We start from the raw sequence: 14,961 nt of genomic DNA on the forward strand, positions 1-14,961 counted from the left end.
CGACGGGCGCCGCGGCTTCCGGTGCCGGCGCCGCCACGGGGGCGGGGGCGGCCGGGGCATCGGCCGCGGCGAAGTCCTGGGCGCGCGGATGCAGGCCCTGGAGGTAGCTCGCGAGCGCGCCGATTTCCTCGTCGGTGAGCTTCTCGGCCACGGTCGCCATCACGTTGAACAGGTGCGGATCGGCCTGGGTGGTCGTGCCGGCCCGGTATTCCTCCAGGCGGCGCTGGCTGTAGGCGGACTGCTGGCCGGCGATGTGCGGGTAGGCCGGGCCGGGGTTGCCGGCGCCGTCGGGGCCATGGCAGGCCATGCAGGCCGGGATGCCGCGCGCGGCGTCGCCGCTGCGGAACAGCTTCTCGCCGATCTCGTAGAACTTCAGGTCCTTGTAGGGGCCGCTGGCGACGACGCTGTCGTCGGCCACGCCGGCACCGGCGGTCTGGGTCGCGAAGTAGGCGCCGATGTCGCGCGCGTCCTGGGCCGACAGTGCGTCGGCGAAGGGCTTCATGACCGCGGCCATGCCGCTGTTGCGCTCGCCGCTCTTGAACAGGGCGATCTGGTGGGCCGTGTAGCGCTCGCTCTGGCCCGCCAGGCGCGGGTATTGCGGGTCGGTCGGGTTGCCGTCCAGGCCGTGGCAGGCCGCGCAGGCGCCGGCCTTGGTCGCGCCGGCGTCGGCATCGCCCCAGGTCACCGTGCCGGTTTCCTCGGCGGCGGTGGTCAGCGGCGCGGTCTGGACCGGCTCGCTTTCCGGGATCGGGGTGACCGTGGTCTGGGCATAGGCAACAGTGGCGACCGCCAGGGCGGCGAGGCCGATCATGCCGAGGACGCGGGCTTGGCTCATCAGGCTGGGCTCCGAAACTTCTTGGGCAGCGGGCAAAACGCACCGCCGGAACCGTGGAATTATCGTCTGCGGCCGCGGGCGGGTCAACGCGGGCCCTGGCGGGCCCCGCGCGTGGCCTGCCGGCATGACCTGCACCGGTACCGATGCGGTGGCGCCGGCGCGCTCGTGCGATGCTACGCACATGGCCAATCCCCTTGCCCGCGCCCAGTACCTGCTGGCGGCGCACACGCCCTCCCAGCTCCCCCCCGACGGCGGCTTCGAAGTCGCCTTCGCCGGCCGCTCCAACGCCGGCAAGTCGACCGCGCTCAACGCGTTGTGCCAGCAGAACGCGCTGGCGCGGGTGTCCAAGACGCCCGGCCGCACCCAGCAGCTGGTGTTCTTCGACATCCCCCCCACCACCGACCGCTACCTGGTCGACCTGCCCGGCTACGGCTACGCGAAGGTCCCCAAGGACCTTCAGGCGCACTGGCAGGCCTTCCTGGAACGTTATTTCCAGAACCGCAATGCGCTCAAGGGCCTGGTCGTGGTGATGGACATCCGGCACCCGCTCAAGGAATACGACCGGCAGATGCTCGGCTATGCCGTCAATCGGGGTCTCCCGGCGCATGCGTTGCTGACTAAGGCCGACAAACTGGGCCGGGGCCAGCAGGGCAACGCGCTGCAGGCGGTCCGCAAGGAGCTCAAGTCGGCCTTCGGCGACATCGTCAGCGTGCAGACCTTCTCCGGCGCCGCCAAGCTGGGCGTGGACGAGGCACGCGAGGTCGTGGGGCGCTGGCTGGAGCTCTGAAGCGGGTCGCTACAGCGGCCGCAGGTAGACCTGGAACGCAAGGTCGCGAACGCCGCCGGCGTCGAACAGTTCGATCCAGTCCGGCCCATTGCCGTCGGCGATGAACCAGCCCTTGCCGCCCCCATGGGTGCTGCCGTTGGGGCCGGCGTACAGGCCGCAGTCGCCGGGCTTGGCGGTGAGGGTGAAGGCGTACTGGCCGGGCGCCAGCGTGGCCGGCACCTCGAACTCGACCAGGCGCATCCCGACCGCCGGCGTCGGCAGCGAGGTGAAGACATGGCCGGGCACCTCCTGGTAGGCCAGCACGCTGCCGTTGGGGGCCCCTGCCGTCGTCTTCTCGATCGTCACGTGCACGGTGGCCTTGGGCTGGCAGCTCAACGGCACCATCAGGTGGCTGAGCACGCCCTTGCGGTACAGGGTGAACGACTGGGCCAGGCGCTGTGAGACCGAGCCGCCCAGCGCAAGCGTGGACGCGGTGTCGAGGTTGACCTGTTCGGCCTCGAGTTCCGGGTGCGGCGGCGCCGCCATCGCGGTGGGAATGGCCAGCAGGAGGCCGGCGGCCAGCGCCAGTCGTTTGCGTGGATCGGGTGTCATGGAAATCCTCCCTGGATGAAGTCCCCTGCACAGGGACTTACGCATTGCGCGCCCGGAAGCTGCCAAACGCGCCGAACCGCTTCATCGGTGCGGCCCCAGTGTTCCGCTGGTGGCGTTGTCCGGCGGTCGCGCGCCGCTACACTGCCCGGACTGCCGCGGCCGCGCGGCGGCCCCTTTCCAGCGAGGTAGGCGTGTCCGGACCCAGCAGTGCCAAGGATGTCGAGATCAGCAGTCGAGCCGACCTGCTGGAGTTCCTGACCACGGGCGTGCGGCCGGAGGCCGACTGGAAGATCGGCACCGAACACGAGAAGTTCGGCTTCCGCACCGACGACCTGCGCCCGCCGGGCTTCGACGGCGAGCGCGGCATCGAGGCCCTGCTCAAGGGCCTGGTGCAATTCGGCTGGGAGCCGGTCAGCGAGAACGGCCGAGTGATCGCGTTGTCGCGCGACGGCGCCTCGGTGTCGCTGGAGCCGGCCGGCCAGCTCGAACTGTCGGGCGCACCGCTCGACAACCTGCACCAGACCTGCCACGAGGCGGCCACCCACCTGCGCGAAGTGCGCAGCGTGGCCGAGCCGATGGGCCTGGGGTTCCTGGGCATGGGCTTCCAGCCCAAGTGGCGCCGCGAAGAGATGCCGTGGATGCCCAAGGGCCGCTACCGGATCATGCGCGAGTACATGCCCAAGGTCGGCGACCTGGGCCTGGACATGATGACCCGCACCAGCACCGTGCAGGTCAACCTGGACGTGGCCTCCGAGGCGGACATGGTGAAGAAGTTCCGCGTCTCGCTGGCGCTGCAGTCCATCGCCACCGCGCTGTTCGCCGACTCGCCCTTCACCGAGGGCCGGCCCAACGGCTTCCTCAGCTACCGCTCGCACATCTGGACCGACACCGACGCCGACCGCACCGGCCTGCTCGACTTCGTCTTCGAAGACGGCTTCGGCTACGAGCGCTACGTCGACTACCTGCTCGACGTGCCCATGTATTTCGTCTACCGCGACGGCGAATACCTGGATGCCAGCGGGCAGTCCTTCCGCGACTTCATGGACGGCCGTCTGCCGGTCTACCCGGGGCACCGCCCGCTGTTGCGCGACTGGGCCGACCACAGCACCACGGCTTTCCCGGAGGTGCGCCTGAAGAAGTACCTGGAGATGCGCGGCGCCGACTCCGGGCCATGGAACCGGATCTGCGCCCTGCCGGCGTTCTGGGTCGGCCTGCTCTACGACGCGACCGCGCTGGACGCGGCCTGGGACCTGGTCAAGGACTTCAGCCTGGAGGAACTGCACGCGCTGCGCGACGGCGTGCCGCGACATGCCTTCAAGCTGCCGTTCCGCGACGGCACCGTGCTCGATGTCGCCCGTCGTGCGCTCGCCATCGCCGCCCATGGCCTGTCCCGACGGGCGCGGCGCAATGCGGAAGGTGCCGACGAGACGCGCTACCTGGAGCCGCTGATGGAGTTCGTCGAGGCCGGGATCACCCCGGCCGAACGCAAGCTCGAGCTGTTCCACGGTCCCTGGCGGGGCAGCGTGGACCCGGTGTTCACGGAATTCGCATACTGACCGTGGCTCGGGTCGTCAAGGCGCCTCTCCGGTGTGCGATTGGATGAGGGCGTGAGGCGGCGGTAGGGTGCAGTATGCGTAGCGGATTGCACCGGCGCTTGTGCGGGTGCGCTGGCGGAAGATCCCGCAAAGGCTGGATCCCAGCGTTCGCTGGGATGACGACGTGAAGGAACCCGCAGCGGTGGCGGACAGTCGGGCCGCCAGAGTGTGCCGCGCGCCATGCAGTGCGTGCGCAAGGAACTCGCCGCCCCAGGTTGCGATGCGTGCTGTGGCGTCAGAAGCGCGAGGCGACCAGGTCGACGTCGGCCCACTGCCATGCGTTATCGAAGCGGCGTCGCGCCGCGTTCGCCGCCGCGGCATCGCCGCGTGCCTGTTCCGCGAGCGCGAGCCCGCGCAGCGACCAGCCGTTCTCGGGATACGTCACCAGGTCCTCGCGATAGACCGCGGCGGCGTCGGCCGCGCGGCCGGCCTCCAGCAGCGCCGCGCCCAGATAGGGGCGTATGGGCAGGGGCCAGTCGGCGGGCTCGTTGTAGTTCAGGCCGTCCTCGACGGCGGCGGCCTCGCGCAGCGCGGCGATGCCGCCCTCGCGGTCGCCGGCGGCCAGCGCCAGCTCGCCGCGCAACATGGCCTCGGCCACCGCCAGCACGCGGTCGGCGCCATTGATGTCCCACAGCACCAGTCCGGCCATCGCCGGGTCGGCGGCGGCCGCGCGCAGCGCCTCCAGGTCGGTGCGGGCCTGGTCGAGTGCGCCGGTGCGGACCCGCGCCATGCCGCGTGCGAAATGCCAGATCGCGGTCGGATAGGTGGCTTCTGCGGGCGGGCCCGCGGTGGCGAGGATCTCGTCCCAGCGCCCGAAGCGGACCTGCGTCATCAGCGGCGCCACCACGAACTGCTGCATGAAACTCATCGCGTCGAGCTGGGCGGGATCGGCGCGGCGCGCGGTCTGCGCGGCTGCCTGCAGCGCCAGTGTGCTCGATCCATGCAGTCCCGCGGTGAGCGTGGCGAAATGCCAGTTGTGCGGCACGTAGCCCAGCGGATAGACGCCGTTGCTGCCCCGGCATACCGACAGGAAGGCTTCATCGGCGCTGGTGGCCGCGAAGTTGCTGAGGGTCGCGTCGTGGTAGCGGCCGACCCGGATGTACACGTGCGCCGGCATGTGGACCAGGTGCCCGGAACCGGGCGCGAGCGTGCCCAGCAGGTCGGCGTGGCGTTCGGCGCGCCCCGGGTCCGGCGAGGCCTCCACGGCGTGGATGTAGTAATGCGCCGCGCCGATATGCGCCGGATTGCGCGCCAGTACGGCTTCGAAGGCGCCCAGGATCGCCGGCGTGTTGGCACCGGGCGCGCCGTCCGCTTCCCAGTAGACCCAGGGCGAGAGGTCCATCAGCGCTTCGCCATATAGCGTCGCGATGTCGTCGTCCGCGGGAAAGCGCCGGTAGGCATCGGCCATCGCGTCGGCGTAGGCGCGATCCAACGACGCGCGATCCTCCGGGGCGGGGTCGGCGTAACGGGTGGCCAGCGCCTCGATCAGCGCGCGGTCCGCGTCGGTGGCGTGGGACTTGAGCGCCAGCGCGGCATCGGCCAGGCGCCTGGCTTCCGCGGCCTGCGCCGGGTCCATGGGCATGTTGATGTTGGGGCCCAGCACCAGCGCCTGGCCCCAGGCGCACATCGCGCACGCAGGGTCCAGGCGCGCGGCCTCGGCGAAGGCGCGGCCGGCGGCTTCGTGGTTGAAGCCGTAGGTCATGCGCAGGCCCTGGTCGAAGTAGCGCTGCGCGGCGGCGACGTCGGTGTCGATGTCGCGGTGGAGCGACCCGAAATCATCGAACAGGGGCGGTGCGTCGCTGGCCTCGCGGGTGGTCGGCGCGTCGCAGGCGGCGACCGCGATCGCGAATGCGACGATAAAGAGGGGGATCGGCAGGGTCGGGCGCATGATGCGTCGGGTCCAGGGGGATACCTGAAGCCTGACGTGGCCCCGCGCCCGTCACGGCCACCTTTCGTCGGAAGACCGGGATGGCCGCGCGGACGGTTGCCGCCGCAACTGACGCGCGCTTGATGGTGCAGTGCGGTACGCTCGTGGGATGACCGAATCCAGTGCATCCTCCATCGAGCCCTCGGAAGAATCCCTGCGTACCGTCGAGTTCGCCGCCACCGACGCCCTGTTGCGCGAGGACGTGAAGACCCTGGGCGCCCTCGTCGGCGAGATCCTTTCCGAACAGCGCGGCGCCGATTTCCTGTCCGAGGTCGAGCACCTGCGGCGCGCGGCGATCCGTCGCCGCGAGTCCGGCGCGCCGGTCGACGAACTGGCCGACGCGCTCGCCGGCATCGAGCTCTCGCAGGCCAGCGACCTGGTGCGCGCCTTCGCCACCTATTTCCAGGCCGTCAACCTGGCCGAGCGGGTGCATCGCATCCGCCGCCGCCGCGACTACGAGCGCAGCACCGCGCGCGCGCAGCCGGGCAGCCTGCGCGACGTGCTCACGCAGCTGGCGCGGCAGGGCGTCAGCGCCGAGGAAGTGGCCGAGCTGCTGCCACGGCTGCGCATCGAGCCGGTGTTCACCGCGCACCCGACCGAAGCGGTGCGTCGCGCCCTGCTGGAGAAGGAGCGCCAGATCGTCGGCTGCCTGGTCGACGACATCGACCGCAGCCTGACCCCCGCCGAACGTCGCGCCGACCGCGAACGCATCCGCCTGGCCCTGACCGCCAGCTGGCAGACGGCGGAAGCGCCGAGCGCCAAGCCCAGCGTCGCGGACGAGTTCGAGCACGTGGGCTTCTATCTGTCGGAAGTGCTCTACAAGGTGCTGCCGGTGTTCTACGAGGCCTTCGACGAGGCCCTGCGCGAAGGCTACGGCCTCGACGACGTGCTGCCGCCCCTGCTCGGCTTCGGGACCTGGGTCGGCGGCGACATGGACGGCAACCCGAACGTCGGCGCAGACACCATCGTCGCGTCGCTGGTGGGCCAACGCGGCCTCGTGTTGGCCGCATACCGGCGCGACCTGGCCTCGCTCGGCGAGCTGCTCAGCCAGTCCCTGCACCGGGTCCAGGTCGATCCGGCGGTGCTGGAGCGGCTGGACGCGTACAAGGCCGCGATGCCACTGGCCGCAGAACGCCTGCGGCCGCGCCACGCCGACATGCCGTACCGCAACCTGCTGGCGCTGATGATCGAGCGCCTCGACCTGACCACGCGCGAGGCGCCCGGTGGCTACGAAGACGCCGCCGCCTTCCTCGGCGACGTCCAGCTGATCGAGGCCAGCCTAGCCGCCAACGGCGGTGAGCACGCGGGCCTGTTCGCGGTGCGGCGCCTGCGTCGGCGCGCCCAGTGCTTCGGCTTCCACCTGGCCAGCCTCGACCTGCGCCAGGACTCCTCGGTCCACGATGCGGCGCTGGCCGCGGTGCTCGACGACCCCGAGTGGCCGACGCGATCGGCCCAGGCGCGCGCGCAGCGCCTGCACGGCATCGTCTCCAGCGAGGACGAGGTGCCGGCGGTGGAGCCCGACTCGGCCGCTTCGGTACTGGCCGTGTTCCGCGCCGTCGCCGAACTGCGCCCGCGCTTCGGCGAGCGCGCGTTCGGTCCGTACATCATCAGCATGAGCCGCAGCGCCGCCGACGCGCTCGCGGTGCTCGCGCTGGCCCGCGTCGCGCGCTGCATCGACACCGACGGCCACGTGCCGCTGGACGTCGCGCCCCTGTTCGAGACCGTCGACGACCTGGCCGCCGCCCCCGACACGCTCAAGGCCCTGTTCGCCGACCGTCACTATCGCGAGCACCTCGCCGCCCGCGGCAACCGCCAGGTGGTCATGCTCGGATACTCCGACAGCGCCAAGGACGGCGGCATCGTCGCCTCGCGCTGGGCCCTGCAGCAGACCCAGATCGCGCTGACGCAGCTGGCACAGGACAGCGGCATCCGCATCGCCTTCTTCCATGGCCGCGGCGGCTCGATCAGCCGCGGCGGAGGCAAGACCGAGCGCGCGGTGATCGCCGCGCCGCGCGGATCGGTGGACGGCTACCTGCGCCTGACCGAGCAGGGCGAGGTGATCCACCGCAAGTACGGCATCCGCGCGCTGGCGCTGCGCAATCTCGAGCAGACCACTGGCGCCGTGCTGCGCGCGACCCTGCGTCCCCGTCCGCCCGAGCCGCGCGAGGCCGGCTGGCGGACGATCGCGGCCGAGCTCGCCGGCAACGCACGCGCGCACTACCGCGCGCTGGTCCACGAACATCCCGACTTCCCGGCCTACTTCCGCGCCGCCACGCCGATCGACGTGATCGAACGCCTGCGCATCGGCTCGCGGCCGGCCAAGCGCGCCGGCGATGGCGGTATCGGCAGCCTGCGCGCGATCCCCTGGGTGTTCGCCTGGGCGCAGAACCGCTGCGGCCTGACCGCCTGGTACGGCGTCGGCACCGCGCTCCAGCAGGCGCTGGACGCGCACGGCCGCGACACGCTGGCGGAGATGGCCCGTGACTGGCCTTTCTTCGGCACCCTGGTCGACGACGTGGAGATGGTCCTGGCCAAGTCGGACCCGGCGATCTTCGAGCGGTATTCGCGGCTGGCCGGCGACCTCCACGCGCGCATGCACCCGGGCATCGCCGGCGAGTTCGAGCGCACCCGCGAGGCGGTGCTGGCGATCAAGGGCGAAGACGACCTCCTGGCCAACGACCGGCGCCTGCGCCAGTCGATCCGGTTGCGCAATCCCTACGTCGACCCGATCAGCCTGCTCCAGGTCGACCTGCTCGCGCGCTGGCGCGAGGCCGACCGCCCCGAGGACGAACGCCTGCGCGCGCTGGTGGCGACCGTCAACGGCATCGCGGCGGGCATCCAGAACACCGGCTGAGCGTCTGGGCGCGTCGTGCCCGCTGCTCGCTCAGTCGGTGGGCGGGTAGGCGTACCGCCAGAACACGAGGCTGGCCGGCACCGCCAGGGCCAGCGCGGCCAGGCCCATCCGGGGCTGGTCCGCCATGAACGCCAGGCTGGCCAGTACGGCAATTGCGTGCACGAAGAACGGACCGCCCAGCCCGAAGCGACGCAGCAACCACAGGCTGGGCCCCACCAGCACCAGGCCGGCGAGGAAGGTCACCGCCGCGCACATGAGCGCGCCGCCGCCGACCTCGCGCCACCATGCCGGCAGCGGCATGCGCCCCCACGCCTGCATGCCCGCCCAGATCGAGAGCATCAGGCCCACCGGCAGGCCCGCGAGCAGGCTTGCCAGGGCGATGTTGCCGATGATGCGTTCGGGGCGGGCGGTGAATCCTTCCATGGACGGTGACTCCGGGCAGTCGAGGGGGCAGGCGCGCGCTAAGGCCCGGTCCAGCCCAAGACGTGACGCCCCCAGAGCGTAATTGCCAGGCAGGCGGAAAGGTACGCGGCGTGGACGGCCGCGCGAATGGCCCAGGGCCGGCCCGACAGGTCCATGCCCGCCGCCTCGCCCAGCAGCACGCCCGTGCCCAGGCACAGGAACCAGGGCGTGAACAGGAAGGCCGGCGCGCCGCGCGCCGCCATCGTCACCAGGTCGTGCAGGGCGCCGCAGGCCACGAAGGTCGCCAGCAGCGCGACCGGCGCCGGGACCCGGCGCAGCAGTGGGCGGTGCACGAAGCGCCCCAGTCCGTAGCCGAACACGGGGTTCCAGTGCCGCCAGAAGCCGGCGAAGCTGGACGCCCCGAAAGCGCGATGCAACATGTTGCGCAGGCTGCCGCGGGCGCCCGCCGGCAGGCCATTGCGGCGGCGGATGTAGGTCGAAAGCGTCAGGCGTCGCGGCGTCGTGTCGCGTGCCGCGTGCGCCAGGGCGGGCGGCTCCCCTTGCCGGGCAGCTTGCCCGCGCCCGTGGCCTTTTTCGTCGTCAGGAGGTGGGGTCATCGATCTCGATGATCGCATGGCGTTCGCGCGCGCCGCGCGCGACGCGGCAGTTCACCGCCACGTCGTCGCCGTGCACGCGCAACCTGCCTTCCACGTAGAGCACGTTGCTGCGGTCGTGGTAGCGCGCCGTCCACTGGAAGGGCGTGATGCCCTGGCCGATGTAATGCGCTTCCGCCTCCGCCTTGCACCAGGGCACCAGCTCGCTGGCCTGGTTGAAGACGATCTCGGTACGGTCCTGCGCCGCGGCCGGGGCCGCCAGGCAGACGATCAATGCCAATCCATGCAGCTGTCGCATCTTGCACTCCTTGGGTATCGGGGCGTCCGGTACGGACTTCCATCATGGGCTGCCGGTCGATGGTTTTCCATCGTTGCCGGCCGGGTCATGTCGCCGGAAGGATCGCGGATGCCTGCCCGCCGGCGCGCCGTGAACGCGGCTCAGGCCAGCCCCTCCGGATGCTGTTGGCCCTCACCGCCAATGACATGCCAGGCCGCCTTGGACGATACCCAGACATGGTGGCGCTCGACCAGCCTGTCCTGCACCGCGTCGAGCAGGCCGGCCGGCACATGGGTCGTCGAGCGTCGTTGGGTCCCGGCAACTGGGTGCCGCAATTCGCGCAGAAGCTGCATTCCCAGTCATGGCCGGGCATCTGCCAGCGCCGTACAAGCTGCTCGCCCCTGAGCCACGCCAACGCCCCGTTGGGTACCACCGCCACGGTCACGCCCATCGTCCCGGTCGCCCGACGGCAGAGGGAGCAGTGGCAGGCGTAGAGGTCCGTGATCCGGCAGGTGACGCGGAACGTGACCCTGCCGCAGTTGCACTGGACTTCGATGCAGTCGGCTTGGCTCATCGGACAAGTCTCGGTCGGTGCGGGCGATTGTGCGCGTGCGCGAGGCGTTGGGGGCGTGTCGGCGCGGGGAGTGGAATCTCCGCAGCGCGGTTGGGCACGCGGCCCGCTCGAAGCAGGTCAGCCCAGAGCGTTGGAGCAGCAAATCGCGACCACCACGACCACCAGCGCAAGCAGGCCAATGTCCTCGATGCGTGCGTCGGACCGGAAGATCCTGCGACGAAATCCGGGAAGCAGGAAGCTGGGCGCCACCACCGCCATGCCGAGGATGAGACTGGCAAGTCGCAACCCGGCATTGAACTGCCATGCATTCAACAGCCGACCGGACATGGGTGCACCTCACTTCCGAAAAGATGGGCCAGCGAGCCTTGGAGGCCGGCGCGAGGAACGCCGGGCCGGCCGTCCAGGCCGTGCCGCGCCGAGCGGCGACGGGGTGCCGCGTATCCTGCGCCAGCGATCCCTTTATCGCGGTGCGATGGCCGCCTGAAGCCGAGGATAAACAAGGCGCCGGACGGCGGCTCCACCTGGAGGTCTCGTCAGAGGAGGTTGCGCCGTGCAAGCACTACTGCGATGTCACCGCAGCCTCACAGGGCCGACGCCTGCTGGCTACTCGGGTCTCCGCATGCCCTGGCGGCATTCGCGCGCCATTCCTCGCGCTTCGCATCGTCATGGATTTCGCGGTAAATGGATTCCAGATGGCGGGAGAGGTCGCAGCGTCCCGCGCCAGCGGGAATCTTCCTGCTCTCGATGGCATAGTCGCGTTCGATCGACTCGGCGACGGAGCGCATGCCGCGCTCGTAATCGGCATCCCAAGCGGCGGCACGCCACCATACAAGCGAGAAAAGCAGCAGTGCGCCGAGGGCAAGCACGCCCAGCGCCTGCCACATCACGGTGCTGTTCGGGTGGCCGCAAGCGGGGCAGGAGGTGGCCCGGCGCGACATCGGGTTCGTGCAGGCGGCGCAGTTCATGAGCATCGATTTCTGCATGTTCTCCCTTTCAGTCGATCGTTCCCTGCATGGACGCTGCGAGGGCTACTGCGGACGGCCTGCGTCCGGTACGGAACTGCGCGCGTGTCACGCTCCGGTGAGGTGAGCCCCATTGTAGCGAGTGACCAAGCCCGGAGCGCGAATCGGGAACTCGGGAAATCCTGACGGCACTCCCCGTCGCTCGACGTCGGGTCGAGGTCGGAGTACGGGAGGGCGCACCCTTTGGGTACGCAGCCTGCTCTCTTGTCTCTCGCTGCTGCAAAAGCGCGCTGTCGGGCGCCCGGGACGCCTGGCGACTCACGCAAGCTTGGGTCTGTTGTCCCGGAACTCGTCCTCCACGTGCGAAAGCCAGTCGTCGACGCGATACCGTTCGTCCGGTGCCACCTGGAGCAAGCCCCTCAATACTTCCTTTGCCGCGGCAAGCTCACCCAGCTGGTAGTGGGCCTTGGCCAGGGCCCAGTGGGTTTCCGGTCGCCGGGGCTGTTGGGCGATCCATTCCATGGCGGCAAACTTCGCCGACGTGCTCTGTCCCGCTGCGAGCAGGTCGTCGACCTCACTCTCCCGGGACTGCCACTTGAAGGTGGACAGGTTCGCCTTCAACACCGCAACCAGATTGGATGCGAACCACCAGAAGACAAGGACCGCCAGGCCAGCGTGTCCCGGGTAACAGTGTCAGGGCGAAGGCCCCAAGTAAACGAAACGGCAGGCATGGCCGCCCGTTTCCGACTCCAGGTTGTCCTAAACATAGGCCTCGTAGGTGCCTGTACGGCTGAGCACCGCTTCCAGCGAGCCTCCCGACGCTTTGGCCAGGAAGCTGGCAGGCACCTCGACGCGCCTCGCTGCCGCGAACTGTCCCGGCGTCATGAGCTGCGGTTCACCCGTCGCCGGCAGAGCCACCACCAACAGATACCACGTGTCGTCGGAGACGCGACGGATAGCCAACTCGCGGCCGTGGCCTCGACCGAGGTCCAGCACCAGAGTGCCAGCCGATGACGAGGACTTCGTAGAGCAGGCAAGGACGCGATCGTCCATGTGCCACTGTGCTGGCTCTTGGACGTCAGGCACAAGGGCTTGGCCACCCACTAGGTGCGCAGCCATAAGGAGGGCTTTGATGGACCCTTGCGCCATGATCAAGCCCGTCCGCCAAGCGGTCCTCTTCTTGAACGAAAGCTCAAGGTCCATTGCCGTGGCTTCGTCAGCTTCCCCGGCCGGGAATGCGGAGCAGCAGGAGCCTCTCCTTGAGCGACAGGCCAGCTTGCGTGCGCCAGGCGTGGGATGCCGCAGGTTCCAAGGCTTCCGGTCCCGCGGGCAGGCTGCCTGACAGCACGGAAATCAGTGCGAATACTAGGCCTGACACCTGAGTTGGGCCGCGCCGCAGAGCGGCGTCGGCTTGAACGAGTTGTTTGGCCTCAACCGGGGTCAAACCCATACATCCAATCGTTGAGTGCGCCGCCAGAGCTCTCCAACCCTGCTGCCTCAAGAACTTGCTCGAAGACTGTAGCCACTCGTTCTGCGTCTTCAGTGTCGAGCGCGTCGCGGTCCACGGAGCGGAGTGCGCTCTGGAAAAGCTTGAGAACCTCATCGTCGGACGCGCCTGAGGCGCGGGCACGGCCCAGCGCATCTGCGGCAGAAGTAACGGAAGCATTCAGCTCCGCGCGAACCTCCGGGTCTTTCATCCCGCCATACAGTCCATCCGGGTCTTCGGCAAAATGGTCTTTGCCCACGAACCTGGCAAGTGCGGTAGGCGCATCAGCTTGTTCCATTGCCACTCCCTCTCGCATGGCTAGAAGTGCGGCGAAGAACAACGCAACCAAAAGGGTAGTTCTCATGAGGTCTGGCACCGGAACGAGTCGAGCCGCGAAGCGGCTTCGGCTTGAATGATGAAATGGACTCCTCCCGCGTCGCCAAACGGCTTCGATGAGCCAGGCCGATACTGGATCGGGACAGGGGAGCACGAGAGGAGTCCACGCCATGCATGCTACGACCGTCGCCATCGATCTGGCAAAAATATGTGTCCGGGGGTATGGCCCGCACCTTGGCGGAAGCCATCCTCTGATTGGCAGGCGTCAGTGCTAGCCGAAGAAGCATGCATGCTCGTCTTTCGCGACGAGCGCCAGGAACGTCTCGATGCTGCCCACTCGCGGGACTGGTGGATACGCATGCCACTTCAGATCAGCCCGCATCCAGAACACCCGCCAGATATTCCGGGTCCTGACGTACGTCGCCTTGGCGACCGGATTTTCCATGGTTTCGCCCGGGGCACCTCTCCAGCGTGGACGAATCTCGAAGATTTCAACGCTCTGGCCCTTGATGCGGAAAGCCAGGTCCAGTTTCGGGCGGATGTGCGGAGCTGGCCGGTGCGCTTCGACAAATGCACCGACAAGCTTCTCCAGTCGTTTGGTCTCGAACTCGCTCAAAGCCATTTCATCTTCCGAAGGTGCGAGGAAAAGTCATACCGCGGGGCCAGGTCATGGGTGACGTGCATCGATGTCATACGTCCGGGGTCGTCGGGACGCTGTCCAGGGAATGGTCAGACCTTCGCCTGCTGGACGCGAGTTGCAAGCCGGCCCTTGCGGAGTAGGCGCTCGGTGCGCATGACATGCAGCACGAAGACCTTTTCTCCGTCAAAGCGGTAGAAGATGCGGCAGGGCGGCTCGACGATCTGGCGGTAGCGAGACCGCCTGAGCTCCTGCGGACGACGGCCGCTCTCCGGTTGATCCGCGAGTTGCCCGACGTGCCTCCCGGCACGCTTGACGAGCACGGACGCAGCGGCCGGTCGGCTGCTACTCGTAGTGTGTCCACATTCGCAGCACCTTGACCGTACGCTCCGCGTCCAGCACTTGATAAACCAACCGGTGCTGGATGTTGATACGCCGAGAGTAGGCGCCGGCCAGGTCCCCGACCAGCTTCTCGTAGGGAGGCGGAGCCTGGAGGGGGTTCTCGGCAAGGATTGCCAGCAACGACTGCGCCTTGTCTTTGAGTCCTGCGGAACTGAGGTTACGAGCGTCTTTTTGAGCTTGCTTGGCAAAGACGACTCGCCAGCTCACCAATCCAGCTCCGACGGGAGCGACTCAGCGGACTCGGCCATGCCGGCCTTGATGGATTCGCGCATCCCTGGAACCGATAGCAGGTGCAGGGTTTCCTGGATCGCTGCCCAATCTTCGGCAGACAGCAGTACGGAGCTGTGACGCTTGCCGGAGATGAGGATCGGCTCATGGGACTCCGCTGCCTGATCCATGAGGCGGTAGAGGTTGGCGCGCGCTTCGCTGGCAGTGAGGGTGGTCATCATGGGCTCCTGTGAAGGCAATAACGTACGTTATGACGTACGTATTCGCAAGTATCCTTGTTGCATCTGACGCCTTACTTCTTCCGAATTCTCTTCTGAATAGGCGGTTGCGGCGTGGCCAGGTCGTCGTCGCCCTTCAGTCCCACAAGCAGCAGGCCGCCATGGCACCCCCTGCGGTCAAGAAGCTCGTGGCCCGCACCGTGGCCGCCCTGGCGCGCGAGCTGGCCGCGATCGAG

The 14,961-nt window shown here is 68.9% G+C and carries 19 protein-coding genes and 1 pseudogene; 3 read left to right on the forward strand and 17 right to left on the reverse strand.

Translation table 11 applies throughout. From position 1 onward, the window contains the following. The coding region (locus tag FKV25_RS03960; RefSeq protein WP_141517500.1) for a c-type cytochrome at positions 1 to 835 on the reverse strand (835 nt) is incomplete at its 3' end. 181 nt (positions 836 to 1,016) lie between these two features. Between FKV25_RS03960 and yihA the strand changes: the two genes are divergently transcribed. Beyond that, on the forward strand, positions 1,017 to 1,622 hold the full coding sequence (gene yihA, locus FKV25_RS03965) for a ribosome biogenesis GTP-binding protein YihA/YsxC (RefSeq protein WP_141517501.1): 606 nt from the start codon (positions 1,017 to 1,019) through the stop codon (positions 1,620 to 1,622). Between the two features lie 9 nt (positions 1,623 to 1,631). On the opposite strand, the gene FKV25_RS03970 is transcribed toward yihA, so the two are convergent. Beyond that, positions 1,632 to 2,213 (reverse strand): hypothetical protein, encoded by a 582-nt coding sequence (locus FKV25_RS03970; RefSeq protein WP_141517502.1) that lies wholly within the window; start codon positions 2,211 to 2,213, stop codon positions 1,632 to 1,634. Between the two features lie 191 nt (positions 2,214 to 2,404). Between FKV25_RS03970 and FKV25_RS03975 the strand changes: the two genes are divergently transcribed. Continuing rightward, positions 2,405 to 3,769, forward strand: coding sequence for a glutamate--cysteine ligase (locus FKV25_RS03975; protein ID WP_141517503.1), 1,365 nt, complete (start codon positions 2,405 to 2,407; stop codon positions 3,767 to 3,769). A gap of 274 nt (positions 3,770 to 4,043) precedes the next feature. On the opposite strand, the gene FKV25_RS03980 is transcribed toward FKV25_RS03975, so the two are convergent. After that, the gene (locus FKV25_RS03980; protein ID WP_141517504.1) at positions 4,044 to 5,696 is read right to left on the reverse strand and encodes a hypothetical protein; all 1,653 of its coding nucleotides are present in this window, start codon (positions 5,694 to 5,696) and stop codon (positions 4,044 to 4,046) included. Between the two features lie 148 nt (positions 5,697 to 5,844). On the opposite strand from FKV25_RS03980, the gene ppc reads away from it, so the two are divergent. Next, positions 5,845 to 8,589, forward strand: coding sequence for a phosphoenolpyruvate carboxylase (ppc, locus tag FKV25_RS03985; protein ID WP_141517505.1), 2,745 nt, complete (start codon positions 5,845 to 5,847; stop codon positions 8,587 to 8,589). 30 nt (positions 8,590 to 8,619) lie between these two features. On the opposite strand, the gene FKV25_RS03990 is transcribed toward ppc, so the two are convergent. The 14 genes and pseudogenes from FKV25_RS03990 to FKV25_RS04050 form a co-directional block, all read right to left on the reverse strand. Continuing rightward, positions 8,620 to 9,012: a hypothetical protein gene (locus tag FKV25_RS03990; RefSeq protein ID WP_141517506.1), complete on the reverse strand. Its 393-nt coding sequence runs from the start codon at positions 9,010 to 9,012 to the stop codon at positions 8,620 to 8,622. A 38-nt stretch (positions 9,013 to 9,050) separates the two neighbouring features. After that, complete coding sequence (locus FKV25_RS03995) at positions 9,051 to 9,608, reverse strand: acyltransferase (protein ID WP_141517507.1); 558 nt, start codon at positions 9,606 to 9,608, stop codon at positions 9,051 to 9,053. After that, positions 9,592 to 9,903, reverse strand: coding sequence for a hypothetical protein (locus tag FKV25_RS04000; protein ID WP_246071894.1), 312 nt, complete (start codon positions 9,901 to 9,903; stop codon positions 9,592 to 9,594). Before FKV25_RS04000 ends, FKV25_RS03995 begins: the two co-directional genes overlap by 17 nt. 140 nt (positions 9,904 to 10,043) lie before the next feature. Further along, entirely contained in the window at positions 10,044 to 10,235 is a 192-nt protein-coding gene (locus tag FKV25_RS16405; protein ID WP_246071896.1) for a hypothetical protein, read from the reverse strand. 14 nt (positions 10,236 to 10,249) lie between these two features. After that, positions 10,250 to 10,456: pseudogene (locus FKV25_RS16640) on the reverse strand (GFA family protein); the annotation flags it as partial. 117 nt (positions 10,457 to 10,573) lie between these two features. Further along, complete coding sequence (locus tag FKV25_RS04010) at positions 10,574 to 10,783, reverse strand: hypothetical protein (protein ID WP_141517508.1); 210 nt, start codon at positions 10,781 to 10,783, stop codon at positions 10,574 to 10,576. Between the two features lie 254 nt (positions 10,784 to 11,037). Next, positions 11,038 to 11,439, reverse strand: coding sequence for a hypothetical protein (locus FKV25_RS04015; RefSeq protein ID WP_141517509.1), 402 nt, complete (start codon positions 11,437 to 11,439; stop codon positions 11,038 to 11,040). 297 nt (positions 11,440 to 11,736) lie between these two features. Beyond that, positions 11,737 to 12,039, reverse strand: coding sequence for a tetratricopeptide repeat protein (locus FKV25_RS04020; protein ID WP_141517510.1), 303 nt, complete (start codon positions 12,037 to 12,039; stop codon positions 11,737 to 11,739). A gap of 138 nt (positions 12,040 to 12,177) precedes the next feature. Continuing rightward, positions 12,178 to 12,471 carry a hypothetical protein gene (locus tag FKV25_RS04025; RefSeq protein ID WP_141517511.1) on the reverse strand — a complete coding sequence of 98 codons (294 nt, stop codon included), beginning with the start codon at positions 12,469 to 12,471 and terminating at the stop codon, positions 12,178 to 12,180. Between the two features lie 377 nt (positions 12,472 to 12,848). After that, the gene (locus tag FKV25_RS16155) at positions 12,849 to 13,202 is read right to left on the reverse strand and encodes a DUF4844 domain-containing protein (RefSeq protein ID WP_170218512.1); all 354 of its coding nucleotides are present in this window, start codon (positions 13,200 to 13,202) and stop codon (positions 12,849 to 12,851) included. Between the two features lie 309 nt (positions 13,203 to 13,511). Then, positions 13,512 to 13,862, reverse strand: coding sequence for a DUF3024 domain-containing protein (locus tag FKV25_RS04035; protein ID WP_141517513.1), 351 nt, complete (start codon positions 13,860 to 13,862; stop codon positions 13,512 to 13,514). Positions 13,863 to 13,969: 107 nt separating this feature from the next. After that, positions 13,970 to 14,284: a type II toxin-antitoxin system RelE/ParE family toxin gene (locus tag FKV25_RS04040; protein WP_141517517.1), complete on the reverse strand. Its 315-nt coding sequence runs from the start codon at positions 14,282 to 14,284 to the stop codon at positions 13,970 to 13,972. Next, on the reverse strand, positions 14,223 to 14,486 hold the full coding sequence (locus tag FKV25_RS04045; protein ID WP_141517514.1) for a Txe/YoeB family addiction module toxin: 264 nt from the start codon (positions 14,484 to 14,486) through the stop codon (positions 14,223 to 14,225). Before FKV25_RS04045 ends, FKV25_RS04040 begins: the two co-directional genes overlap by 62 nt. Next, the gene (locus tag FKV25_RS04050) at positions 14,483 to 14,725 is read right to left on the reverse strand and encodes a type II toxin-antitoxin system Phd/YefM family antitoxin (RefSeq protein ID WP_141517515.1); all 243 of its coding nucleotides are present in this window, start codon (positions 14,723 to 14,725) and stop codon (positions 14,483 to 14,485) included. The genes FKV25_RS04045 and FKV25_RS04050 overlap by 4 nt, the downstream gene beginning before the upstream one ends. Positions 14,726 to 14,961: the final 236 nt, after the last annotated feature.

The sequence above is a fragment of the Marilutibacter aestuarii genome, assembly GCF_006546775.1.
Classification (GTDB): domain Bacteria; phylum Pseudomonadota; class Gammaproteobacteria; order Xanthomonadales; family Xanthomonadaceae; genus Marilutibacter; species Marilutibacter aestuarii.